The organism is Achromobacter sp. K91 (assembly GCF_003576205.1).
GTDB lineage: Bacteria > Pseudomonadota > Gammaproteobacteria > Burkholderiales > Burkholderiaceae_B > Achromobacter > Achromobacter aegrifaciens.
In genome coordinates, this window is sequence record NZ_QWFB01000024.1 from 66,053 (window position 1) to 87,516 (window position 21,464).

Consider the following 21,464-nt stretch of genomic DNA (forward strand, 5'->3'; position numbering starts at 1 on the left):
AGACCTACATGTCCCGATTCGCTATCCGCTCCAATTTGGCCGCTCTTGCATTTGTCGCCGCGACGGGCGGCCTGGTGGCCGGCTCCGTCATGGCTGCGCCTCCTCCTCCCGCTGACGGCGGCCCCGCCGCCATGCACGATGGCCAGCGCGGCGGCTTCCACAAAGGCATGCGCGACGGCCTCTTCATTCCCGGCCTGGGTCCGGTGACCAAGGCGCAGGTCGCCGAGCTGAAGCTGGACGACAAGCAGCAGGCCTTGTTCAAGACCGCGCAGGACGGCCAGCGCAGCCTGCACGAAGCCATGCGTGCCTCGGGCGGCAAGCGCCACGACTTGCTCAAGGCGCAGCTGGACAGCGGCAAGCTGGATCCCCGCGCGCTGGTCGAACAGTCCGAAAAGTCGCGTGATGCCTTCGGTCCCCAGGCCAAGCAGGTGCGCGACCAATGGCTCGCGGTCTGGGACAGCCTGAACGACACCCAGCGCGGCCAGGTGACCAAGTTCGTCAAGGAACGCCAGGACCGCATGCAGGAGCGCCACGCCCGCATGGAAGGGCGCCACGGCAAGGGCAAGGCGGATGCGCCCGCTGCCGCCGCGCCGGCCAAGCCTGCCGCCAACTAAGCAGTGCGGCCGGCCGTCCCGGCCGGTGCACGCCAGCAACCCCGGACACGCGACCGCGTGCCGGGGTTTTTCATTTGGCGTCCGGGATGGCGGCTGGCGGCGGCTCGCCATGCGTACCGATAGGGAGCGGGTTCCCCGTTTTGACGCATAAGCGCGTGCGCCGGCACACGCGTCCGCACTGTTCTGGTGCGGCGCGGGCGCCGTCAGCGGGCGATGCGCCTGCGTATCGGCTTGCCGCAGACCTGGCACGGACATTGCTTTGTGGAGTAGGAACCGGTTTCAAACGCTGCACCGCCGGTCCTAGTGATGCGCCTCGGCCATCTACCTACTCGACAAATCCGATCAGGACTCCGCACCATGAAGAAGACGTTGCTAGCCGTGCCCTTTGCGCTCGCCGCTTGTTTCACCGCGACGGCGCAGGCCGAACCCACCGACCTGGGCGGCGGATTTTCGCTCAGCGGCAACGCCGCCATCGTCAGCGACTACCGTTTCCGCGGCTACTCGCAGACCGACTTCCGGCCCGCCGTGCAGCTGGGCTTCGACCTGACCCACAGTTCCGGCTTCTATCTGGGCAACTGGAACTCCAATGTTTCCGATTTCGTGTTCACCGACGGCAACCTGGAAATGGATTTCTACGGCGGCTGGAAGGGCGACGTGGGCGGCGGCTTCACGCTGGATGCGGGCGTCCTGCATTATTACTACCCGGGCTCCAGCTCGCCGAAGGGCGGCAACTACAACAACACCGACCTCTATCTGGGCGCGTCCTACGGCAACTACAGCCTCAAGTACTCTTACACGCCCAGCGACTTCTTCAGCACGCCGGACAGCAAGGGCACCTGGTACCTGGACGGCACGGCCAACTTCGACCTGGGCGACGGCTGGGGCCTGGTCGGCCACCTGGGCTACCAGAAGCTCAAGAACCAGACCAATATGGACGGCGACTCCATCGGCCATTACGTCGACTACAAGCTCGGCGTGACCAAGGACCTGAAGGGCTGGATCCTGGGCCTGGCCGCCGTGGGGGCGACCAAGGACAACTGGCTGCCGACCAAGTACGGCCATCCTTCGGGCCGCCTGGGCGCCGTCTTCTCGGTGGCGCGTTCCTTCTGACCGATATCCGTGGCGGCGCCTGGCAGCGCCGGCTTTCGGGCTTGCCGACGATTGGCGGTGACCGCCGTCCGGGGCAAGCCCTTTTTTCATCGGGAGACCGTTCCGGCCCCACATCGCCATTTCCAGGTTTGGCCGCAGTCCTTCTACAATAGAAGGTTGCGTGTAATTCTTCTGGACTGCGTGAGATGTCTGACGTTTTGAGTATTGAATCCCTGGACCTGGAAGCCAGGGGTATCGCCCGCCGCGACGGGAAGGTCGTCTTCGTGGAAGGCGCCTTGCCGGGCGAACGGGTCACCACGGTTACGCTGCGCCGCAAGCCGTCCTACGAGATTGCGCGCGTGGACGAGGTGCTGCGGCCCTCGTCGCAGCGCGTGGCGCCGCGCTGCCCGCATTTCGGCGTTTGTGGCGGCTGTGCCATGCAGCACCTGGAACCCAGCACGCAGGTCGCCATCAAGCAACGTTCGCTGGAAGACACCTTCTGGCACGTCGGCAAGCTGCGTCCCGCGCGCATCCTGGCGCCGCTGCAAGGCCCGACCTGGGGCTACCGCTACCGCGCCCGCCTGTCGGTGCGCGTGGTGCCCAAGAAGGGCGGCGTGCTGGTCGGTTTCCATGAGCGCAAGAGCAGCTATGTGGCCGACATGCGCGAATGCCATGTGCTGCCGCGCCACGTCAGCGACCTGCTTATCCCTTTGCGCGAAATGATCGGTTCCATGTCCGCGCCGGACCGCATGCCTCAGATCGAAGTGTCGCTGGGCGAGGGCGTGACCGCCCTGGTGCTGCGCCATCTGCTGCCGCTGACCGATGGCGACATCGCCATCCTGCGCGCCTTCGCCGCCAAGCACAACGTGCAATGGTGGCTGCAGTCCAAGGGTCCGGAAACCGTGCACCCGCTGGAGCGCGAGCACGGCGACACGCTGGCCTACACCATGCCGGAATTCGGCCTGCGCATGCCGTATCGGCCCACCGATTTCACGCAGGTCAATCACGCCATCAACCGTGCGATGGTGTCGCGCGCGCTGAAACTACTGGAGGTGCAGCCTACCGACCGCGTGGCGGATCTGTTCTGCGGGCTGGGCAACTTCACGCTGCCGCTGGCGACGCAGGGCAGGGAAGCCGTGGGCGTGGAAGGCAGCAAGGCGCTGACCGACCGCGCTTTCGACGCGGCATCGCGCCACGGCCTGGGCGATCGCACCAGCTTCGCCACCCTGAACCTGTTCGAGGTGGATGTGGAATGGCTGCGCGGCCTGGGCTACTTCGACCGCATGCTGATCGATCCGCCGCGCGAAGGCGCGCATGCCGTGGCGCAGGCCCTGTCGCTGTTGGAGGCGCACGAGCGCCCCGTGCGCATCGTCTACGTGTCCTGTAATCCGGCCACGCTGGCGCGCGATGCGGCCATCATGGTGCATGAAGGCGGCTATGTGTTGAAGAGCGCGGGCGTGATCAACATGTTCCCGCACACGGGCCATGTGGAGTCCATTGCGGTGTTCGAATCGCTGGACGCCGAAGGTATCCAGGCCGTGCGGGAACGCGCCCGCCAGCGCGCCATTCAGGCGGCGGCCGAAGCGGCAGCCGCGGAAGAAGCCAAGGCCGCGGCCGCCGCCGAGAAGGCGGCCGCCAAGCAGGCCGCCACCGACGCCTATCACGCCAAGGTCGCGGCCGAAGCGCAGGACTGACGCCGCGGGAAGGGCCTGGGCCGTTTCAGTGCTTGCAGCCCAGGCCTTCCAGTATCGGGCAGTCCGGCCTGTCATTGCCCTGGCAGTGTTCGGCCAGATGCTTCAAGGTGGCCGCCATGTCGCGCAGCGCCTCGGCCTTGCGCTCCAGTTCCTGCACGTGTTCCAGCGCGATGCGCTTGACGTCGGCGCTGGCGCGGCTGCGGTCCTTCCACAGCGCCAGCAACTCATTCATCTGTTCCACCGAAAAACCCAGGTCGCGCGCGCGGCGCACGAAGTGCAGCGTATGCAGATCGTGTTCGCTGTACACGCGGTAGCCGGAATCCGTGCGTCCGGCGGGGCTGATGAGGCCGATGCTTTCGTAGTAGCGGATCATCTTGGCGGAAATGCCGGAACTCCTGGATGCCTCGCCGATATTCATTGCTGTGCTCCTGTGTAGCCTGAGTGCGATTCTACGCTTGACCTTTCCATCATGGGAAGGTTTAAGCTGCTTTCCATGGTGGACGAAACGTAGTCCATCGCCCTTGAATCCTATGGAGATAACTATGAGCATCGAGTTCCAAGTGGCTGACATGACCTGCGGCCATTGCGCCAAGACCATTACGGCCGCGGTGGCCCAGGCGGCTCCGGGCGCGACTGTCACGATCGATCTGCCCACGCACCGCGTGACCGTGACCGGGGCCGATGACGCCGACAAGATCGAAGACGCGATCCGCGACGCCGGCTACCAGCCGCAGCCGGTGTAATTCCTCCAGGCGCGAGGCCGGGCTATGATAGATCCGGTCTCGCGCTGGTTATTTATTCATTGCTAAAATCTATCGATTCATTGAATTTATTAAATTTGAATAATTGATAGTAAGGATTTATCATTCTTTCCATGGTGGTTAATCAAACAACCCCGCTACCCCAAGGAGAGATTTGAATGCTGCAAAACCGCGAAGGCCAACGTGTTCCGAACGTAACGTTCCCGGTCCGTGAGGACAACACCTGGAAGAAGGTGACGTCCGACGACCTGTTCAAGAACAAGACCGTCGTGGTCTTTTCCCTGCCCGGCGCCTTCACGCCGACCTGCTCGTCGACCCACCTGCCGCGTTACAACGAACTGGCTCCCGCCTTCTTCGCCGCCGGCGTGGACAGCATCGTCTGCGTGTCGGTCAATGACACCTTCGTCATGAACGAATGGGCCAAGGACCAGGAATCGGCCAACATCACGCTGCTGCCCGACGGCAACGGCGAGTTCACCGAAGGCATGGGCATGCTGGTCGACAAGAGCGACCTGGGCTTCGGCAAGCGCAGCTGGCGCTATTCCATGCTGGTCAAGGACGGCGTGGTCCAGAAGATGTTCATCGAGCCGGAAAAGGAAGGCGACCCGTTTGAAGTGTCGGACGCCGACACCATGCTGGCGCACTTCGCCCCGTCGGCCAAGAAGCCCGACCAGGTGGTCGTGTTCTCCAAGCCGGGCTGCCCGTTCTGCGTGGAAGCCAAGGCGCTGCTGGATGCCAAGGGCTACGCCCCGATCGAGATCCCGCTGGAAAACAAGGTCCGTGGCCGCGTGATCGGCGCTGTCTCGGGCAAGGGCACCGCCCCGCAGGTGTTCATCAATGGCGCGCTGATCGGCGGCCTGGAAGACCTGAAGGCGCACTTCGCCTAAGCGTCTGCAACGCTACCGGTCCCGGGTTCGCCCCGGGGCCGGGCAGCAGGGCGGTTCGCCGCCTGCTGCACCCTTCACGAGTTTCCCTTTTTACGCATCTTCGTGCGCGGCCCCCGGCGGGCGCTGCGGGACTGTCCACGTCCATAGGGTGCGGAAAAAGGCGGAATCCGCCTTTGAATTCCTGCTCCACGCCACATCGGGGGATACCCAGTCATGAAAACTCTGCATACCGATATCGCTGTCATCGGCGCCGGCACGGCCGGCCTGGCCGCCTACCGCGCCGCCCGCGCCGCGGGCCAGCGCGCGCTGCTGATCGAAGGCGGTCCCTACGGCACGACCTGCGCCCGCGTCGGCTGCATGCCGTCAAAGCTGCTGATCGCCGCCGCCGAAGCGGCCCACAGCGCGGCCCACACCGAGCCGTTCGGCGTGCATGTGGGCGGCGAGATCACGGTCGATGGCACCGAAGTGATGGACCGCGTCAAACGCGAGCGCGACCGCTTCGTCGGTTTCGTGCTGGAAGGCGTGGAAAGCATCCCGGCAGAGGACAAGCTGCGCGGCTATGCGCGCTTCTTGTCGGACACGGTGCTGAAGGTGGACGAGCACACCGAAGTGCATGCGTCCCGCGTGGTGATCGCCACCGGTTCTCGGCCGTCTGTGCCGCCGCCGTTCCGTGCGCTGGGCGACCGTCTGGTGCTGAACGATGACGTGTTCGCCTGGGATGATCTGCCTGGCCGTGTGGCCGTGTTCGGTCCTGGCGTGATCGGGCTGGAACTGGGCCAGGCGCTGGCGCGCCTGGGCGTGGAAGTGCGCGTGTTCGGCGTCAGCGGCAGCCTGGGCGGCATCAGCGATCCGCAAGTACGCAATACGGCCCGCAAGATCTTCCAGCGCGAGTTCTATCTGGACCCGGACGCCCGCGTGCTTGAAACCACCCGCGTAGGCGACGAAGTGGAAGTGCGCTACGTGACGCTGGACAACACCGAGCGCACCGAACGCTTCGACTACGCGCTGGTGGCCACGGGCCGCCGCGCCAACGTGGACGGGCTGGCGCTGGAAAACACCTCGCTGCAATTGGACAAACACGGCGTGCCGTTGTTCGACCGCGAAACCATGCAGGCGGGCGATGCGCCTATCTTCATCGCGGGCGATGCCAACGCCGACGCGCCGCTGCTGCACGAAGCCGCCGACGAAGGCCGCATCGCGGGCGAGAACGCGGCGCGCTATCCCGAAGTGCGCAAGGGCCTGCGCCGCGCGCCGTTGGCCGTGGTGTTCTCGGACCCGCAGATCGCCATGGCCGGGCAGGGCCACGCACGGCTGGTGCCGGGCACCTTCGTGACGGGCGAGGTGGACTTCAGCGACCAGGGCCGTTCGCGGGTCATGCTGAAGAACCGCGGCATGCTGCATGTCTATGCGGACATCGAAACGGGCCGTTTCCTGGGCGCCGAGATGGTCGGCCCCAGCGCCGAGCACATCGGCCACCTGCTGGCCTGGGCCGTGCAGCAGGAGCTGACCGTGGCGCGCATGCTGGAAATGCCGTTCTATCACCCCGTGATCGAGGAAGGCCTGCGCACTGCCTTGCGCGACGCGGCGGCCAAGCTGGCCCGGGCGCAGGAGGCGCTGCGGCGGGAAGCTCCGGAGAATGAACTGGCTTGAACGCCAGCGCGATCCGCGACACCAGCAAAAAGGCCACGAAACATCGTGGCCTTTTCGCTTTTCGTATCGGATCAATCGTCCGACTGCTTCTTTGGCACCGGGAACGGATTCTCGCGGAACTGCAGCGTGAAGCCGGCGCGCTCGTCCTGTCCCAGCGTGCGGGCCAGATACGGCATGGCTTGCTTCAAGGCGTCGTGCAGCGTCCAGGGCGGATTGATCAGGAACATGCCGCTGCCGTGCAGGCCGTAGCCGTCGATGGCTGCTTTCTTGACCGTCAAGGTCGCGTGCAGCCAGCTCTTGACCTTCAGGTTCTCCAGGTGGCGCGCCATTTCATTGGCTTCGCGGCGCTGGACCAGCGGGTACCAGACGGCGTAGGTGCCGGTGGCGAAGCGCTTGACGCATTCCTTGACCGCGTTGAGCGTGCGGCGATAGTCGTTCTTGTCTTCGTACGAGGGGTCGATCAGCACCATGCCGCGGCGCGTGGGCGGCGGCAGCAGCGCCTTGACGCCTTCAAAACCGTCGTCGCCGTAGATCGTGGTCTGGCGTTGCGCGGCGCGGCCCTGGTGTTCCAGGTTGCCGACCAGCGTGTCGATCTCGGTAGGGTGCATTTCGAACAGGCGCAGCCGGTCGGACGGACGCAGCGCGTCCAGCGCCAGCCATGGCGAGCCCGGATAGCGCCTGAGGCGGCCGTTGGTGTTGTAGCCGCGGATCCGGGCGACGTAGTCGGCCAGGATGGGCGGCAGGTCCTCGGCTTCCCACAGGCGGCCGATGCCGTCGGCGAACTCGGAGGTCTTGGCGGCCCAATCGCTATCCAGGCTGTAGAGCCCGGCGCCGGCGTGGGTATCGACGACCCAGTAGGGCGCGTCTTTCTTGTTGAAGTAATCCAGGGTGTGGATCAGGATGGCGTGCTTGAGTACGTCGGCGTGGTTGCCGGCGTGAAAGGCGTGGCGGTAACTGAACACGGGCGTTCTGCCTCAGGCGGCGGGCCGGATCGCGGCCAGCTCGTCGGTGAAAATGCCGTCGATGCCCCAGTCGAGCAGCAGGCGGGCGCGCTCCGGGTCGTTGACGGTCCAGGCGGCGATACGGTAGCCGGCGGCATGCACGGCATCGATCAGCTCACGGGTGGCGTCCTTCTGATTGATGTTCAGGGCCACGCACTCGTACTTGGCCAGGCGTTCGCGCCAGTCGGCGGGTACCTTCTCCACCAGCAGCGCGCGCGGCAATTCGGGGGCCGTTTCCAGCGCGGCCTGTAGCGCTGCTTCCGCGAACGAGGACAGGAGCGGCGCTTCGGCCGCGCCTTGCCACAGCTGGCGCGCGGCCAGCGCCACGGCGCGGCCGGTCTCGGCCTCGCGGCCCGGGCAGGGCTTGATCTCGACGTTGCTGGCGATGCCGTTGGCCACCGTGTAGCGGGCGACGGCGGCGAAGGTGGGCAGCGGCTCGCCTGCGTAGGCGGCGGAATGCCAGCTGCCGAAATCCAGCTGGGCAAGCTCGGCGTAGGTCTTGGCAGCGGCGGGTCCGCGGCCGTTGGAGGTGCGGTCCACGTCGTCGTCGTGCATCAGCACCAGCACGTTGTCGCTGCTCAGCTTGACGTCGTATTCGAACATCGTGAAGCCGTGCTCGGCGCCTACGCGCATGGCGGCCAGGGTGTTCTCCGGGGCCAGACGGCCGCCGCCGCGATGCGCGATGTAACGGGAGTAGGGCCAGGAGGGGAGTTTTGCGCTCATTTGGGGTGTTGCTTCGGGTTCTTTTGGTCAGGGTTGCAAGGATACTCCTTCTGCACGCCCGTTCTGCGCCTGCCGCGGCGCGCGGGAACGCCGCGGCAGGTCTCCAGGGCTATTTCATGGGCGCCTTGTCCTGCGACACGTCCATGATCATCCGCGCGGCGAGGTACAGGCGCGGCACGATGCTGTTGATCTGGATGTACTCGGCGTCGTTGGAATGCGCGCCAAAGCCGCTCAGGCCCATGCCTTCGATTACCGGGCCGCGCGCCTTCAAGGCGGCAAAAGCGGCGTCGGTGCCGCCGCCGCTGGCGCGGTCCACGACCGTCATCGGCAAGTCCAGCTCTTTGTAGATCTGCACGCCGTGTTGGGCCAGGGCGCGCGAGGCCGGCGTGGCTTCCAAGGGCGGGCGGCGCACTTCGAACTTCACGCTGACCTTGGATTCGGGCAGCAGCTTCTTCTGTATGCGTTCTTCCAGCGTGCGCGACAGCGCATCGAAATCGGAGACGCGCAGGGCGCGCGCGTCCGCCTGGGCGGTGGCCTGGCCCGGAATGACGTTGCGGTTGGTGCCGGCCTGGGCCACGGTCCAGTTCAGCTTCAAGCCTTCCTCGGGCTTGGACAGCTTGTCCAGCTGCAGCACCTGGTGGGCCAACTCATACAGCGCGTTGACGCCGCCTTCGGGCCGCGCGCCCGCATGCGAGGTCTTGCCCTGCACGGTCAGGTAGGCCGCGCCGATGCCGCTGGTGGCCAGCGTCAGGCGCGCTTGCGCGCCGCCGCCTTCGAACGAGAACACCGCATCCTGGTCGGCGCCCAGGCGGGTAATGGTGCTGCGCGCGCCGGGCGAGCTGATTTCCTCGTCGCCGTTGATCAGCACGGTAATGGTGCCGTAGTCCTCGAAGCCCAGTTTTTGCAGCAGGGTCAGGGTGTGAATGATGGCGGCCACGCCATGCTTGTCGTCGGCGATGCCCAGGCCGTAGGCCTTGTCGCCGTCGATGCGGAAAGGCTGGTCCTTGAGCATGCCGTTGCGGTAGACGGTGTCCATGTGGGCGATCAGCATGATCTTCTTCTGGCCTTTACCCTTGAATTCGGCATGGACCATGGGGCCGACCTTCTCTGGCGTGTCGTCCAGGCGGAATACGTCGGTGGGCTGGATGATCTCCACCGTTCCGCCCAGCGCCTTGAGCCGGTCGCGGATCAGGACGGCGATGCGCTCCACGCCCTCGACGTCCTTGCTGCCCGACTCGATGCCGACCAGGTCGCGCATGGTGTCCAGCATGCCTTGCTGCTGGGCTTGCGCGGCTTCGTGGACGGCGGCGACGGGCGCGGCCAGCGCGGCGGGGGCGCCGCCGACGAAGGCCAGGGCGATGCAGGTGCGCAGGAGTTGCAGGCGGGGAGATGTGTACGGCATCAGTGTGTACCTCTGAGCGTGCGTGGAAGGGGCCGCATCCTTCGGGAGCGGCGTCGGGGTAATGCGGGCTTACCCTGACAGGCCACGATACGAGGGCCGCAAGGGGCTGGAAATGGTGGTTCCCCGGGTTGACTCGGTCCCCGGTTTCGTGCCGTTTGAGCCCGGGGGCAGGCCCGGATGACATTCGAAAGATTCCTGGGCTGCGCGGCGAATGAGAAATGGTAAAATCCGCCCGCTGATCCGGTATTGACCGGTATGGGAACAGGGCGAATCTGGTTCGCCTTTTTTTATGCGTTTTCTTGCGGCTTTGGGCTTGCGCCCGGGGTGCGGCAACAGGGATTCCATGTTCGAATTTATTCGCAGCCATCGGCGCTGGATGCAGTTCATCCTGCTGCTTCTGATTGTGCCGTCCTTCTTCCTGGTCGGTATTCAAGGCTATGACAGCTTCATGCGCGCCGAGCCTGAATTGGCCACGGTCAATGGCCAACCCGTGTCGCGGGCCGAGTTCGATCAGGCGCACCGCAACCAGCTGGAGCAGTTCCGCCAGCGCCTGGGCGCCCAGTTCGATCCGGCCGTCATCGACACGCCGGCGCTGCGCGAAGGCTTGCTCAATCAGTTGATCAACCAGCGCCTGCTGGCCAACGTTGCCGTCGACAACCGTTTCTCGGTGTCCGACGAAACGCTGCGCAACACCATCGCCGCGATTCCGGAAGTCCAGGACAATGGCCGCTTCTCGCCCGAGCGCTATCGCCAGGTGCTGGCTGCGCAAGGCATGTCGCCGACCTCGTTCGAAGCCGGCCTGCGCCGCGATCTGGCGGTCGCGCGCGTGCTGGAGCCCGTGGGCCAGTCGGCCCGCGCACCCGGCGAGGTCGTGGCCGCGCTGGAAACGGCGTTGACGCAGCAGCGCACGGTGCAACTGCGCCGCTTCGCCGCTGCCGACTACCGCTCGCAGGTCAGCGTCAGCCCGGCCGACATCCAGGCCTGGTACGACGCCAACAAGCAGCAACTGCAGATTCCCGAACAGGTCCAGGTCCAGTACCTGGTGCTGGACGAGGCCGCCGCCACGCAAGGCGTGCAGGTCAAGGACGAGGACCTTGCGTCCTACTACGAGCAGAACAAGAACCGCTTCGGCCAGCCCGAACGCCGCCGCGCCAGCCACATCATGATCAACCTGGCGCCTGGCGCGTCGGAAGACGCCCGCAAGGCCGCCCGTGCCAAGGCCGAGGACCTCGCCAAGCAGGCCGCCGCCGATCCGGCGCAATTCGCCGAACTGGCCCGCAAGAACTCGCAGGACGCGGGTTCGGCGACCAATGGCGGCGATCTGGGCTGGCTCGCGCCCGGCATGTTGACCGGTCCGCTGGAAAAGGCGATTTTCGGCCAGTCCAAGGACCAGGTGTCCGGCGTGATCGAAACCCCGTCCGGCCTGCACGTGGTCAAGGTCACCGAAATCCAGCCCGCCGCCATCAAGCCGCTGGCCGAGGTCAAGGACCAGATCACCGCCGAAGTCCGCAAGCAGCTCGCCGCCGTGCGCTTCTCGGAAATGGCCAGCCAGTTGAACAAGCAGGTCTATGACCAGCGCGACAGCCTGCAGCCCGCCGCCGACGCCGTCGGCCTGAAGCTGCGTACCGCTTCCGGCGTGACCCGCGAAGGTTTGCTGCCCGCCGACAAGGCGGGTCCGGGCTCGGCCGCCGCCGGCCCCGATGCCGCGCTGCTGGACAACCCGCGCGTGCGCCAGGTGCTGTTCTCGCCCGACGTGCTGCGTGAAAAGCAGAACTCCGGCGTGATCGAACTCTCGCCCGACACCATGCTGGCCCTGCGCGTGGCCGCTGTCGAGCCGTCCCACGTGCCGCCGCTGGACAAGGTCTCGGACACCATCCGCGCCAAGCTGCTGGACGAGCGTTCGGCCGAAGCCGCCAAGAAGGCCGGCGAAGCCGCGCTGGCTGCCGACAAGGCTAACCCCGCCGCAACGCCGGAAGGCTTTGGCGCGCCGGTGATCGTGTCGCGCCAGGATCCCAAGGATCTGCCGCGTCCGGTGCTGGACGCCGTCATGCGCCTGCCCGCCGCCACGCTGCCGGCCTACGCCGGCGTGCAATCGGGTTCGGACTACACGCTGGCGCGCCTGGAGAAGGTCGAGGCCGGCACGGTTGATCCGGCCGACAAGGAGCGCCTGGCGCAGCAGCTGTCGGGCGCCTGGGGCCAGGCCGAAAACGAAGCCATGCTGCGCATGCTGCGCGAAGAGTACAAGGTGCAGGTGCTGCCCGCCGCCGCCGCGGTCATCCGCGGCGATCAGCCGGCAGCCGGCTGATCAGCCCAGGATCAGTTCAACAGTGGCCGCAGCGTCGGCCACACGTTGTCCAGTAGCAAAGGCTGGGCATCCTCGTTCGGATGGATGCCGTCAGCCTGGAACATCGCCCGGTTCGTTGCGATACCTTCCATCAGGAAGGGCACGAGCCGGGCGTTTTCGTCTTTGGCGACCGTTGGGAACACCTGCGCGAAGCGCTGGGTGTAATCCCGGCCGTAATTCGGCGGAATCTGCATGCCGACGATCAGGACCTGCGCCTCGGCCTTGCGGGCGGCCTGGGCCATGGTGCGCAGGTTCTGCTCGGTCATGGTCAGCGGCAGGCCGCGCAACGCGTCGTTCGAGCCCAGCTCCAGCACCACCACGGCCGGCGCATGCTGGCGCAGCAGCGCGGGCAGGCGGGCCACGCCGCCGCTGGTCGTGTCGCCGCTGATGCTGGCATTGACGACCTGGTACTTGGGGTATTGTTCCGCTACGCGGGCCGAAAGTAGCGGCACCCAACCGGTGCCGCGCTTGATGCCGTATTCGGCCGACAGGCTGTCGCCCAGGACCAACACCGTGCGGGGCGCGGAACCCTGGGCCGCGGCGGCGGTCTGAGCGTGGGCGGGCGCCACGACGGCGGTCGCCATGGCGGTCATGAGTAGCAGACGGGAAAATAGGCGCATGGATAACAAGAATTCGATCGAGGTGAAAGGGCTGGGCAAGCAGGTGGCCGATGCCGGCGGCACGCTCTCCATCCTGGAAGGTATAGATTTTACGGTCGAGGCGGGCAGCGCCGTGGCCATCACCGGCAGTTCGGGGTCGGGCAAGTCCACCTTGTTGGGACTGCTGGCAGGCCTGGATGTTCCCAGCGCGGGCAGCGTGCGCCTGGCCGGGCAGGACCTGTTCTCGCTGGACGAGGACGGCCGCGCGCGTTTGCGGGCCAATCATGTGGGTTTCGTATTCCAGTCATTCCAGCTGCTGCCCAACCTGACGGCGCTGGAAAACGTGATGCTGCCGTTGGAGCTGGCCGGGCAATCGGCGCGGGACGCGGCCCAGGCCATGTTGGAGCGGGTGGGGCTGGGCAAGCGCCTGCATCACTACCCGCGCACCCTGTCGGGCGGCGAGCAGCAACGCGTGTCGCTGGCGCGCGCCTTCGTGGTGCAGCCGGACCTGCTGTTCGCGGACGAGCCCACCGGCAGCCTGGACGCCGCCACAGGGGTGACGGTCATCGACCTGATGTTCGACCTGCACCGCGAGCACGGCACCACGCTGGTGCTGGTGACCCACGATCCGCAGCTGGCCGCCCGTTGCGGGCGTCAGCTGGTGCTGGCGGCGGGGCGGATGGTCAACGGCGCCTGATGCCGCCGGCCCCACCGCCGGGCTTCCAAGTTGGACCAGCCCCTCGGGGGGGGCTGCGAGCCCCGGAGGGGCGCGGCGTGAGGGCCTTACCCTCTTACTTGGATTTCGCGACCGCCTGGTTCCAGGCGGCGACCACCGCTTCATACTCCTTTGCCGCGGCATCCTGGCTGACCGGGAAGATCTTGATGGTCTTCAGGTCGGGCAGGGTGGTCAGGCTGGCCACGGCCACGTCCGTGCGCGTCGGGCGGCGGAAGTTCTTCACCAGTTGCGCTTCCTGCGACTCCTTGCTCAACAGGCCGTCATACAAGGCCTTGGCCGCGTCCATGTTCTTCGCGCCCTTGATGATGAACATGCCTTCCGGCGCCAGGTAGCTGCCCTCGGTCGGGTAGACCAGCTTGATTTCCTTCTGGCCGCCGGCTACGTATTCCTGCGCGGCGTACTCCAGCGTCATGCCCACGGCATACTCTCCCGCGGCCACGCCCTTGTAGGTGGTGCCGGACGATGCCGTGACCACCGCGTTGGCGGCGATCTTGTCCAGGCCTTCCTGGCCGAATTGCTTGAAGAGGCCATACACCAGCATGTAGGCCGTGCCGCTCTTGGACGGGTCGGTGATGGCGAACTTGTTCTTCCACTGCGGCTGCATCAGGTCGGACCAGGTGGCCGGCGCGGGCTGGCCCTTGAGCTGGCGCTCGTTGACCATCATCACCATGACGTGCACGTTGGTGCCCACCCACAGATCGTCCGGACCGCGGAACTCGGCGGGGATCTTGTCCAGGTCGGCCGGGCGGTAGGGCTGCAGATGCTGGCGGTAGGCGCCCAGCGTGCCGAAGCCGCCGCTCCAGAACAGGTCGCCGCGCGGATTCTGCGCCTCGGCCTCGATGCGCTTCATCATCGTGCCGGTGCCGCCGGTGACGGGCTGCACGTTCAATTTCGGCGACTTCTGCTTCACCGCGTCCAGCGCGGTTTCGATCGTCTCCGTGTTGTTGGACGAATAGAGCACGACGTTCTGGGCCTGGGCGGCGCCAGTAGCCAGGGCGGCGGCCAGGACGCTGTACTGAAGTAGGTGCTTGAATTGCATGGTTAGCCTCTGTGCAAGTGGGTTATTTACCGGAGAACAGCTTGATGCGGAACGCCTTGACCGACACGATGATGGGCAGCACGATGACCGTGACCAGCGCCGCGCCATAGGCCGACGCCATGCCCAGCCTGCCGCCGTCGACCTGGCGGAAGATGGCGATGGGCATGGTCTCCAGGCCGCCGCTGTAGGCGACGATGGAGGCCGACAGCTCGGAAATGGTGGTGAGCCACATCAGGATGGCTGCCGAGATGATGGACGCCTTCATGGCGGGCAGGATCACCTTGAAGAAGGTCATGAGCGGCGACACGCCCAGGCTGATCGACGCTTCCTCGATCGACTCGGGGATGTTGAACAGCACCGACGAGGCGTTGCGCACCGCGAAGGGCAGGCGCCGCACCGTGTAGCACAGCACCATGATTCCCGACGTGCCCGCCAGCACCAGCCAGCCGGTGTTGAAGGTCTGCACCAGTGCGATGCCCAGCACCGTGCCGGAAATGGTCAGGGGCAGCACCACGATGTAGTCCAGCACCTGGGTCGAGGCGCTGCGCTTCTTGATCGTCAGATAGCTGACCAGCACCGCGAAGGCCACGCCCAGCACCGTGGCCAGCGAGGCGAACTTGAGCGAGTTCAGGATGGGCTCCGGCGCGCCATGCAGCGCGCGCTGCATGCTGGCCAGCGACCATTGTCCCCATTGCATGACCGGGCCGCTGGTCTTGGTGAAGGCAGCGATGAAGACCACGATCAGCGGCAGCAGCGAAATGAAGATGATCAGGCCCACACCGCTGGTGTAGAGCAGGGCGGTCCAGGAGCGCACGCGGGTAGCGGCCGGCGCGCGCCCCTGCGTCATGGTGTAGACCTTGCGTTCGACCACGCGTTTCTGGAAGAACAGCACGATGGCGACGATGGCGATGGACACCACCGACATCGCGCTCTGCAGGGTCGGGCTGCCGCCCATTTCGCTGACAAAGGTGTTGTACGTCATGACCGACAGCAGCGGCACGCGGCTGCCCAGCAGCATGGCCAGCGCGAAGTTGCCCACCACCAGCGTGAACACCACCAGCGCGTTGACCAGCACCGCCGGCAGCAACACCGGCACCAGGACGCGCAGCTTGGTCAGCAACGGCGGCGTGCCCAGGCTCAGGCCCGCTTCTTCCAGCTGGCCGTCGAAGCCGCGCAGCGCCGCCAGCACGCCCAGGTAGATGTAGGTGTAGTAGACCAGCGTCATGGAGAACACCATGCCGGTCCAGCCGTAGAACGAGGGCAGCGAAATGCCGGCGTCGCCCAGCAGGTTGGTCAGGATGCCGTTATTGCCCAGGATCAGCAGCCAGGACTGGCCCACGATGATCTCGGGGATCACGATGGTCAGCACCGGCAGGATCGCCACCAGGTTCTTCAGCGGAAAGTCGAAGCGCGCCACCATGTAGGCGAAGGGCACGCCCACCAGCACCGTGCAGGCCGTGACCGCCAGGCCCAGGATCAGGGTATTGCCGAAGGCCTCGACGTATTGGGAGTCGGCCAGCAGGGCCTTGAAGCCCTCCAGCGTGAAACCGCCATCCTGCCCGGTGACGCTGTTGCTGAAGAGCACGGCCAGCGGATAGAGCACGAAGAACAGCAGCAGGGCCAGGCTGATTGCCGTCAGGATGCCCCAGGGCCACCATTTGATTTTCATGGTCGGCGCGTCCTCAGGCGTTGACGACGCGGCTGTCGGCGGGAATCAGCACCTGCACGGCTTCGCCGGGCTGGAACTGCGCCACCATGTTGCCGGCATGCAGCTCGACGCGGATCTCGGAGCCGTTGTCCAGCGCAATGCGGTATGCGGTCTTGAAGCCCAGGTATTGGCGTCGCAGCACCTTGCCCGGCAAGGTATTGGGCACGTAGGGAGCGGGCGCCATCAGGGCCAGCTCTTCCGGGCGCGCGATCAGCACACCCTTGCCGTCCAGCTGGTCGCTGCCTTGCACGCCGTCAAAGCCCAGGCCGCAGATCTCGTAGCGCACATGGCCGGCGGGGGCGCCGGCCTGGCCGTTGCGGGCGGGCACGGGGATCACGTTGGCCGAACCGATGAAGTCCGCGACGTAGGCGTTTACCGGCGTGCCGTAGAGTTCTTCCGGCGTGCCCAGCTGGGCGATGTCGCCGCGGTCCATGATGGCGATGCGGTCGGACATCGCCAGCGCTTCTTCCTGGTCGTGCGTGACGAACACGGTCGTGATGCCGGCCTCGCGCACCAGGTCCAGGATCACGTCGCGCATCTGCAGGCGCATCTTGGCGTCCAGGTTGGACAGCGGCTCATCCATCAACAGTACGCGCGGCCGGATCACCAGCGCGCGCGCCAGCGCCACGCGCTGGCGCTGCCCGCCGCTCATCTGCGCCGGATAGCGTTCGGCCAGCGTCAGCAGCCCGACCTTGTCCAGCGCCTCGTTCACGCGCCGCGTGATCTCGGCGCGCGCCACGCCGCGGGCGCGCAGGCCGTAGGCCACGTTGTCGAACGCGGTCTTGTCGGGGAACAGCGCATAGTCCTGGAACACCATGCCGATATCGCGGCGGTGCGCGGACACGTGGGTCACGTCGTCCTGGTCGAACAGCAGGCGTCCGCCGTCGGGAGCATAGAAGCCCGCAATGCAGCGCAGCAGCGTGGTCTTGCCGCAGCCGCTGGGGCCCAGCAGCGTGTAGAACGCGCCGTCGGGGATGTGCAGCGACAGATTGCGCAGCACTTGCTGCCCGCCGAAAGTCTTGACGATGCCGTCTACGGTGATTGATGCCATGTTTCGCTTCCTGCCTGAGGTTGCGGGCATCATAGAAACGCGGTGGGCGCCCGACCAGCGGTGTTTTTTAAGGGTAGTCGTTAGTTTTTCTAAGAGGTCGACGCGCGGGCTATCACCTAGAATGCGGCTGGATAGGACAGGCGCGCGCAAGCAGCGCCGACAAAAAATAGACGACAAGGGAAAACGTGGGAAAGAGCAGCACAGCGCGGCGCCGGGCCGGCGCGCGGGCGGGCCGCAACTGAGATGGCGGGGCAGAGCCTGCCGCCGCTGAAGGCCTTGCGCGTGTTCGAAGCCGCGGCGCGTCTGCGCAGCTTCACCGCGGCCGCCGACGAACTGAGCATCACGCATAGCGCGGTCAGCCAGCAGATCCGCATACTCGAAGAGTACGTGGGGCAGCCTCTGTTCGCGCGGGAGGCGCGCGGCGTGGCGCTGCTGCCTTGCGCCCAGGCCTACTTTCCGGAAATCCAGGCCAGCCTGGAACGCATCGCGGCCGCGACCGCCAAGCTGAAATCGCCCGCCTACGGCGGCGTGCTGCGCGTCTGCGCCACGCCGTCGCTGACCATGAAGTGGCTGATCCCGCGCCTGTCGGCGTTCCAGGCCCGGCATCCGGGCGTGGACGTGCAGCTCACCACGCAAGGGCGGTCGTTCCTGGACCGCGGCGGCGACACGGGCAGCGACGTGCTGATCCGCCACGGCTACATGGCGCATTCGGACCTGGCCTGCGTGCACTGCCTGGACGACTTCCACGTGCCGGTGGCATCGCCGCGCTTCATCGAGCGCAACCGCCTGGCCGCGCCCGCGGATTGCCTGGGGCATCCGCTGCTGAAGATCGCGGGCGGCATGGACCACTGGCCGCGCTGGTTCGCGCTGGCCAAGGTGGACGTGCCTGCGCAATTGCCGGGGCCGGTGTTCGACCACCAGTTCCTGTGCATGCAGGCTGCCATGAACGACCTGGGCATCGCCTTGGCGCCCTGGTGCCTGCTGGAAGACGACATCCGCGCCGATCGCCTGCGCCCGCTGTTCGACGGCCCGCAGCTGCCGAACGCCGGCATCCACGCGCTGTACCGCCAGGACGGCCCGGCCGCCGCGTCGGCGCTATTGTTCATCGAGTGGTTGCGCGAGCAAGGGCGCGACCCCTCACATACCGCATAGACCAAGGATTCCACATGCATTCCGCCTCTACGACACCCGGCCTTTCCTGGCGCGGCATTACGCCTCCGCTTGCGCTCACGGACTACAAACTCATCGCCTTCGACATGGACTCGACGCTGATCTCGATCGAGACGCTGGACGAAATGGCGGACCTGATGGGCAAGAAGGCCGAGGTGGCGGCGCTGACGGAAGCCGCCATGCGCGGCGAGATCAAGGACTACAAGCAGAGCCTGCGCGAGCGCGTGGCGCTGCTGGCAGGCATGCCGGAAGCGGCGCTGGACGAGGTCTATGAACAGCGTGTGCGCATCAATCCGGGCGCGGAAACGCTGATCGCGGCGTGCAAGGCCGCGGGCCTGACCTGCCTGCTGGTGACTGGCGGCTTTACCTGCTTCACCGACCGGCTGCGGGTGCGACTGGGGCTGGACGACGTGCGCGCCAATGTGCTGGAAATCGTGGATGGACGCCTGACCGGCCGGCTGCTGCCGCAAGCCTGGGGCGACATCTGCGATGGCGAGGAAAAGCGCCGCAAGCTGCTGGAAGTGTGCGCGGCGCTGGGCGTGGGGCCGGAGCGCGCCATCGCCGTGGGCGACGGCGCCAACGACCTGCCGATGATGCGGGCGGCGGGCCTGTCGGTGGGCTACCGCGCCAAACCGGCCGTGCGCGAGGAGGTCAATGTCGCAATCGACGAAGGCGGCCTGGACCGCCTGCTGGAGCTGATGGCGCGCTAGCGCCGGGGCTCAAGCCAGCCCGCGGATTTCCACGGCCGGATCGGTGTCGGCTTCATAGTCGACGCCTTCGATTTCGAAGCCGAACAGGCGCAGGAAGTCCTGCTTGTAGCCCGCGAAGTCCGTCAGCTGGTAGATGTTGTCGTTGGTGACCTGGCCCCACAGCGCCTGCACGCGGGCCTGCACCTCGGGATCCAGTTCCTTGTAGTCGGCGCGCAGGCGGCCGTCCTGGTCCAGGATCGGCGTCTTGCCGCACAGGCTGTCGCGGTACAGGCCGTAGACCTGTTCGATGCAGCCTTCGTGGGTGCCGGCCTCCTTCATGGTCTTGAACAGCAGCGACAGGTAGAGCGGCATCATGGGGATCGCCGAGCTGGCCTGCGTCACCACCGCCTTGAGCACCGACACGCGGGCGTCGCCGCCGCGCGCGGCCAGCTTGGCGCGGATCTCCAGCACCTTCTGGTCCAGATCCTTCTTGGCGGCGCCGATCGAGCCATTCCAGTAGATGTCGTGGGTGATCTTCTCGCCCAGGTAGGTGAAGGCCGTGGTGGTGGCGCCTTCGGCCAGCACGCCGGCTTCCAGCAGCGCGTCTATCCACATCTGCCAGTCTTCGCCGCCCATGACGGCGACAGTCGCGTCGATCTCGGCCTGGGTGGCGGGTTCCAGCACGGATTCCTTGACCACTTCGCGGTCGGTGTCCAGGCCGCGCAGGTTGACCGCCTGGCCGATGGGCTTGAGGGTCGAATTGAAGACTTCGCCGGTTTTCGGGTGCGTGCGGCGCGGCGCGGCCAGGCTGTAGATCACCTGATCGACCTGGCCCAGATCCTGTTTGATGAGGTCTATGGTCTTGCGCTTGATTTCGTCGGAGAAGGCGTCGCCGTTGACGCTCTTGGCATAGAGTCCAGCGGCGTGGGCCTGCTCGTGGAACTCCGCCGTGTTGTACCAGCCCGGCGTGCCGGCCTTGGCGGCGTCGCCCGGCCGCTCGAAGAACACGCCCAGCGTCTGCGCGCCACAGCCAAAGGCCGCGCTGATCCGCGCCGCCAGGCCATAGCCGGTCGATGCGCCCAGCACCAGTACGCGTTTCGGCCCGCCAGCTATCGGCCCCTGGGCGCGGACGTAGTCGATCTGGTTGCGGACGTTGGCGGCGCAGCCGGCCGGATGGGTGGTGACGCAGATGAAACCGCGCACGCGGGGCTTGATGATCATGGGAGCCTCGATTCGGGGAAATGCCTGGATCGCCCATGCGCGAAAGCGCAAAAAGCGACCCGCATTGTACGGGAGGCGGCGCCTGCGCGCTGCCGGCTCAGCGTGCGTCGGCCCCGGCCAGCGGCGCGGCCTGGGCGCGGCTGCGGCGCCATTCGATCAGGCCGATGCCGATGCCGCTGGCGCAGATGATGGCGATGCCCAGCCAGGTCAGCGGGTCCGGGAAGTGGCCCCAGACCAGCCAGCCGACCGAGGTGGCGCTGATGATCTGCAGGTAGACGAAGGGCGCCAGGGTGGAAGCGGGCGCGCGGCGGTAGGCGGCGATCTGGAACAGATGGCCCAGGCCGCCGGTGATGCCGGTGGAGATCAGCACGACCCAGTCCAGCGGCGCCAGGGCCTTGAGCACTGGCAGGGCAGGTGGCAGGATGAAGGGCAGGGACAGGGTCAGGCAAAGCGTGCCGACGGCGCCGCTCCAGATCAGCGAGGTAAACGGGTCGTCGCCCGCCACGCGCCGCGTGGCGATGAACTGCACGGCGAAGCAACAGGCCGTGAGCAGGCCGAACACCGTGCCCACCGGATCCAGGCCGCCGCCCGGGCGGATCACGATGATCACGCCGATGAACGCGATGCCGGCGGCCACGAAGCGCGACAGGCGGGCGGGTTCCTTGAGGACCCAGGGCGCGGCGGACAGCACCAGCAGCGGCGCCAGGAAGTTGATGGCGGTGGCCTCGGCCTGCGGGATGTAGCTCAGCGTGGTGAAGAACATCAGCGTGGCCAGGAACATCGAGCCGCCGCGCAGGATCTGTTCGCGCGGCTTCTTGCTGCGAAAAACGCCCAGGCCGCGCGCGGGCAGCACCAGGGCCAGCACCAGCGCCAGGTGCACCGCATAGCGGAACCACGACAGCACCAGCAGCGGCACGCCCGCATTCATGACCCACTTGCCGCTGGCATCCAGGCACGACAGCGTCCACATCGACAGCACCAGCAACAGCACCCCCATCATCGGGCCGCTGGAAGCGGGCGCTGCGCGGCGCGTGCGACCGTCATCGGCCGGGGTCATCGACAAACTCCTTTGTTGGCTGAAACGCC

At 66.5% G+C, this 21,464-nt stretch carries 20 protein-coding genes; 10 read left to right on the forward strand and 10 right to left on the reverse strand.

Annotated elements, in window-relative coordinates; genetic code table 11:
* The first annotated feature begins 8 nt into the window (after positions 1-8).
* From DXK93_RS06530 to rlmD, 3 genes are all read left to right on the forward strand, one after another.
* On the forward strand, positions 9-614 hold the full coding sequence (locus DXK93_RS06530; RefSeq protein ID WP_119449666.1) for a hypothetical protein: 606 nt from the start codon (positions 9-11) through the stop codon (positions 612-614).
* A gap of 357 nt (positions 615-971) precedes the next feature.
* On the forward strand, positions 972-1,724 hold the full coding sequence (locus tag DXK93_RS06535; protein ID WP_054453985.1) for a TorF family putative porin: 753 nt from the start codon (positions 972-974) through the stop codon (positions 1,722-1,724).
* A 185-nt stretch (positions 1,725-1,909) separates the two neighbouring features.
* A complete protein-coding gene (rlmD, locus tag DXK93_RS06540) occupies positions 1,910-3,397 on the forward strand; it encodes a 23S rRNA (uracil(1939)-C(5))-methyltransferase RlmD (RefSeq protein WP_119449667.1) in 1,488 nt (495 codons plus the stop codon).
* Positions 3,398-3,422: 25 nt separating this feature from the next.
* On the opposite strand, the gene cueR is transcribed toward rlmD, so the two are convergent.
* Positions 3,423-3,815, reverse strand: a complete 393-nt coding sequence (cueR, locus tag DXK93_RS06545) for a Cu(I)-responsive transcriptional regulator (protein WP_054453989.1) — start codon at positions 3,813-3,815, stop codon at positions 3,423-3,425.
* Between the two features lie 124 nt (positions 3,816-3,939).
* Here cueR and DXK93_RS06550 point away from each other — a divergent pair, with 124 nt between their 5' ends.
* The 3 genes from DXK93_RS06550 to DXK93_RS06560 all read left to right on the forward strand — a co-directional run bounded on the left by DXK93_RS06550 (position 3,940) and on the right by DXK93_RS06560 (position 6,695).
* Positions 3,940-4,140, forward strand: a complete 201-nt coding sequence (locus DXK93_RS06550; protein WP_054453991.1) for a heavy-metal-associated domain-containing protein — start codon at positions 3,940-3,942, stop codon at positions 4,138-4,140.
* A gap of 176 nt (positions 4,141-4,316) precedes the next feature.
* Positions 4,317-5,045, forward strand: a complete 729-nt coding sequence (locus DXK93_RS06555) for a glutathione peroxidase (RefSeq protein WP_054453993.1) — start codon at positions 4,317-4,319, stop codon at positions 5,043-5,045.
* Between the two features lie 213 nt (positions 5,046-5,258).
* Positions 5,259-6,695, forward strand: a complete 1,437-nt coding sequence (locus DXK93_RS06560) for a dihydrolipoyl dehydrogenase (RefSeq protein ID WP_119449668.1) — start codon at positions 5,259-5,261, stop codon at positions 6,693-6,695.
* 71 nt (positions 6,696-6,766) lie between these two features.
* On the opposite strand, the gene DXK93_RS06565 is transcribed toward DXK93_RS06560, so the two are convergent.
* The 3 genes from DXK93_RS06565 to DXK93_RS06575 all read right to left on the reverse strand — a co-directional run bounded on the left by DXK93_RS06565 (position 6,767) and on the right by DXK93_RS06575 (position 9,821).
* Positions 6,767-7,657 carry a 23S rRNA (adenine(2030)-N(6))-methyltransferase RlmJ gene (locus DXK93_RS06565; protein ID WP_054453997.1) on the reverse strand — a complete coding sequence of 297 codons (891 nt, stop codon included), beginning with the start codon at positions 7,655-7,657 and terminating at the stop codon, positions 6,767-6,769.
* Between the two features lie 12 nt (positions 7,658-7,669).
* The gene (ugpQ, locus tag DXK93_RS06570; RefSeq protein WP_054453999.1) at positions 7,670-8,419 is read right to left on the reverse strand and encodes a glycerophosphodiester phosphodiesterase; all 750 of its coding nucleotides are present in this window, start codon (positions 8,417-8,419) and stop codon (positions 7,670-7,672) included.
* A 109-nt stretch (positions 8,420-8,528) separates the two neighbouring features.
* On the reverse strand, positions 8,529-9,821 hold the full coding sequence (locus tag DXK93_RS06575) for a M20/M25/M40 family metallo-hydrolase (protein WP_054454001.1): 1,293 nt from the start codon (positions 9,819-9,821) through the stop codon (positions 8,529-8,531).
* A 343-nt stretch (positions 9,822-10,164) separates the two neighbouring features.
* Here DXK93_RS06575 and DXK93_RS06580 point away from each other — a divergent pair, with 343 nt between their 5' ends.
* Positions 10,165-12,126, forward strand: coding sequence for a SurA N-terminal domain-containing protein (locus DXK93_RS06580; protein ID WP_119449669.1), 1,962 nt, complete (start codon positions 10,165-10,167; stop codon positions 12,124-12,126).
* Between the two features lie 11 nt (positions 12,127-12,137).
* Here DXK93_RS06580 and DXK93_RS06585 read toward each other — a convergent pair whose 3' ends face one another.
* On the reverse strand, positions 12,138-12,785 hold the full coding sequence (locus DXK93_RS06585; RefSeq protein ID WP_054454005.1) for an arylesterase: 648 nt from the start codon (positions 12,783-12,785) through the stop codon (positions 12,138-12,140).
* Between DXK93_RS06585 and DXK93_RS06590 the strand changes: the two genes are divergently transcribed.
* A complete protein-coding gene (locus DXK93_RS06590) occupies positions 12,784-13,461 on the forward strand; it encodes an ABC transporter ATP-binding protein (protein WP_054454006.1) in 678 nt (225 codons plus the stop codon). The genes DXK93_RS06585 and DXK93_RS06590 overlap by 2 nt on opposite strands.
* Before the next feature lie 94 nt (positions 13,462-13,555).
* On the opposite strand, the gene DXK93_RS06595 is transcribed toward DXK93_RS06590, so the two are convergent.
* Genes DXK93_RS06595 through DXK93_RS06605 form a run of 3 tightly spaced genes read right to left on the reverse strand, consistent with a single transcriptional unit; the run spans position 13,556 to position 17,298 of the window.
* On the reverse strand, positions 13,556-14,539 hold the full coding sequence (locus DXK93_RS06595) for an ABC transporter substrate-binding protein (protein WP_119449670.1): 984 nt from the start codon (positions 14,537-14,539) through the stop codon (positions 13,556-13,558).
* Between the two features lie 22 nt (positions 14,540-14,561).
* Positions 14,562-16,208 (reverse strand): iron ABC transporter permease, encoded by a 1,647-nt coding sequence (locus DXK93_RS06600; RefSeq protein ID WP_119449671.1) that lies wholly within the window; start codon positions 16,206-16,208, stop codon positions 14,562-14,564.
* 13 nt (positions 16,209-16,221) lie between these two features.
* On the reverse strand, positions 16,222-17,298 hold the full coding sequence (locus DXK93_RS06605) for an ABC transporter ATP-binding protein (RefSeq protein ID WP_054454012.1): 1,077 nt from the start codon (positions 17,296-17,298) through the stop codon (positions 16,222-16,224).
* Positions 17,299-17,541: 243 nt separating this feature from the next.
* Between DXK93_RS06605 and DXK93_RS06610 the strand changes: the two genes are divergently transcribed.
* Complete coding sequence (locus DXK93_RS06610) at positions 17,542-18,450, forward strand: LysR substrate-binding domain-containing protein (protein ID WP_054454014.1); 909 nt, start codon at positions 17,542-17,544, stop codon at positions 18,448-18,450.
* A gap of 14 nt (positions 18,451-18,464) precedes the next feature.
* Positions 18,465-19,178: a phosphoserine phosphatase SerB gene (gene serB, locus DXK93_RS06615; protein ID WP_119449672.1), complete on the forward strand. Its 714-nt coding sequence runs from the start codon at positions 18,465-18,467 to the stop codon at positions 19,176-19,178.
* 9 nt (positions 19,179-19,187) lie between these two features.
* Here the strand turns inward: serB and fabV are convergent, their stop codons facing one another.
* On the reverse strand, positions 19,188-20,378 hold the full coding sequence (fabV, locus tag DXK93_RS06620; protein WP_119449673.1) for an enoyl-ACP reductase FabV: 1,191 nt from the start codon (positions 20,376-20,378) through the stop codon (positions 19,188-19,190).
* A gap of 97 nt (positions 20,379-20,475) precedes the next feature.
* A complete protein-coding gene (locus DXK93_RS06625) occupies positions 20,476-21,435 on the reverse strand; it encodes a DMT family transporter (protein ID WP_054454020.1) in 960 nt (319 codons plus the stop codon).
* Between the last annotated feature and the right edge of the window lie 29 nt (positions 21,436-21,464).

What these genes read in the sequence shown, in the direction of transcription:
- DXK93_RS06530 (WP_119449666.1), top strand. Translation starts at nt 9, where the DNA reads ATGTCCCGATTCGCTATCCGCTCCAATTTGGCCGCTCTTGCATTTGTC.
- DXK93_RS06535 (WP_054453985.1), top strand. Translation starts at nt 972, where the DNA reads ATGAAGAAGACGTTGCTAGCCGTGCCCTTTGCGCTCGCCGCTTGTTTC.
- rlmD (WP_119449667.1), top strand. Translation starts at nt 1,910, where the DNA reads ATGTCTGACGTTTTGAGTATTGAATCCCTGGACCTGGAAGCCAGGGGT.
- cueR (WP_054453989.1), bottom strand. Translation starts at nt 3,815, where the DNA reads ATGAATATCGGCGAGGCATCCAGGAGTTCCGGCATTTCCGCCAAGATG.
- DXK93_RS06550 (WP_054453991.1), top strand. Translation starts at nt 3,940, where the DNA reads ATGAGCATCGAGTTCCAAGTGGCTGACATGACCTGCGGCCATTGCGCC.
- DXK93_RS06555 (WP_054453993.1), top strand. Translation starts at nt 4,317, where the DNA reads ATGCTGCAAAACCGCGAAGGCCAACGTGTTCCGAACGTAACGTTCCCG.
- DXK93_RS06560 (WP_119449668.1), top strand. Translation starts at nt 5,259, where the DNA reads ATGAAAACTCTGCATACCGATATCGCTGTCATCGGCGCCGGCACGGCC.
- ugpQ (WP_054453999.1), bottom strand. Translation starts at nt 8,419, where the DNA reads ATGAGCGCAAAACTCCCCTCCTGGCCCTACTCCCGTTACATCGCGCAT.
- DXK93_RS06575 (WP_054454001.1), bottom strand. Translation starts at nt 9,821, where the DNA reads ATGCCGTACACATCTCCCCGCCTGCAACTCCTGCGCACCTGCATCGCC.
- DXK93_RS06580 (WP_119449669.1), top strand. Translation starts at nt 10,165, where the DNA reads ATGTTCGAATTTATTCGCAGCCATCGGCGCTGGATGCAGTTCATCCTG.
- DXK93_RS06590 (WP_054454006.1), top strand. Translation starts at nt 12,784, where the DNA reads ATGGATAACAAGAATTCGATCGAGGTGAAAGGGCTGGGCAAGCAGGTG.
- DXK93_RS06585 (WP_054454005.1), bottom strand. Translation starts at nt 12,785, where the DNA reads ATGCGCCTATTTTCCCGTCTGCTACTCATGACCGCCATGGCGACCGCC.
- DXK93_RS06595 (WP_119449670.1), bottom strand. Translation starts at nt 14,539, where the DNA reads ATGCAATTCAAGCACCTACTTCAGTACAGCGTCCTGGCCGCCGCCCTG.
- DXK93_RS06600 (WP_119449671.1), bottom strand. Translation starts at nt 16,208, where the DNA reads ATGAAAATCAAATGGTGGCCCTGGGGCATCCTGACGGCAATCAGCCTG.
- DXK93_RS06605 (WP_054454012.1), bottom strand. Translation starts at nt 17,298, where the DNA reads ATGGCATCAATCACCGTAGACGGCATCGTCAAGACTTTCGGCGGGCAG.
- DXK93_RS06610 (WP_054454014.1), top strand. Translation starts at nt 17,542, where the DNA reads ATGGCGGGGCAGAGCCTGCCGCCGCTGAAGGCCTTGCGCGTGTTCGAA.
- serB (WP_119449672.1), top strand. Translation starts at nt 18,465, where the DNA reads ATGCATTCCGCCTCTACGACACCCGGCCTTTCCTGGCGCGGCATTACG.
- fabV (WP_119449673.1), bottom strand. Translation starts at nt 20,378, where the DNA reads ATGATCATCAAGCCCCGCGTGCGCGGTTTCATCTGCGTCACCACCCAT.
- DXK93_RS06625 (WP_054454020.1), bottom strand. Translation starts at nt 21,435, where the DNA reads ATGACCCCGGCCGATGACGGTCGCACGCGCCGCGCAGCGCCCGCTTCC.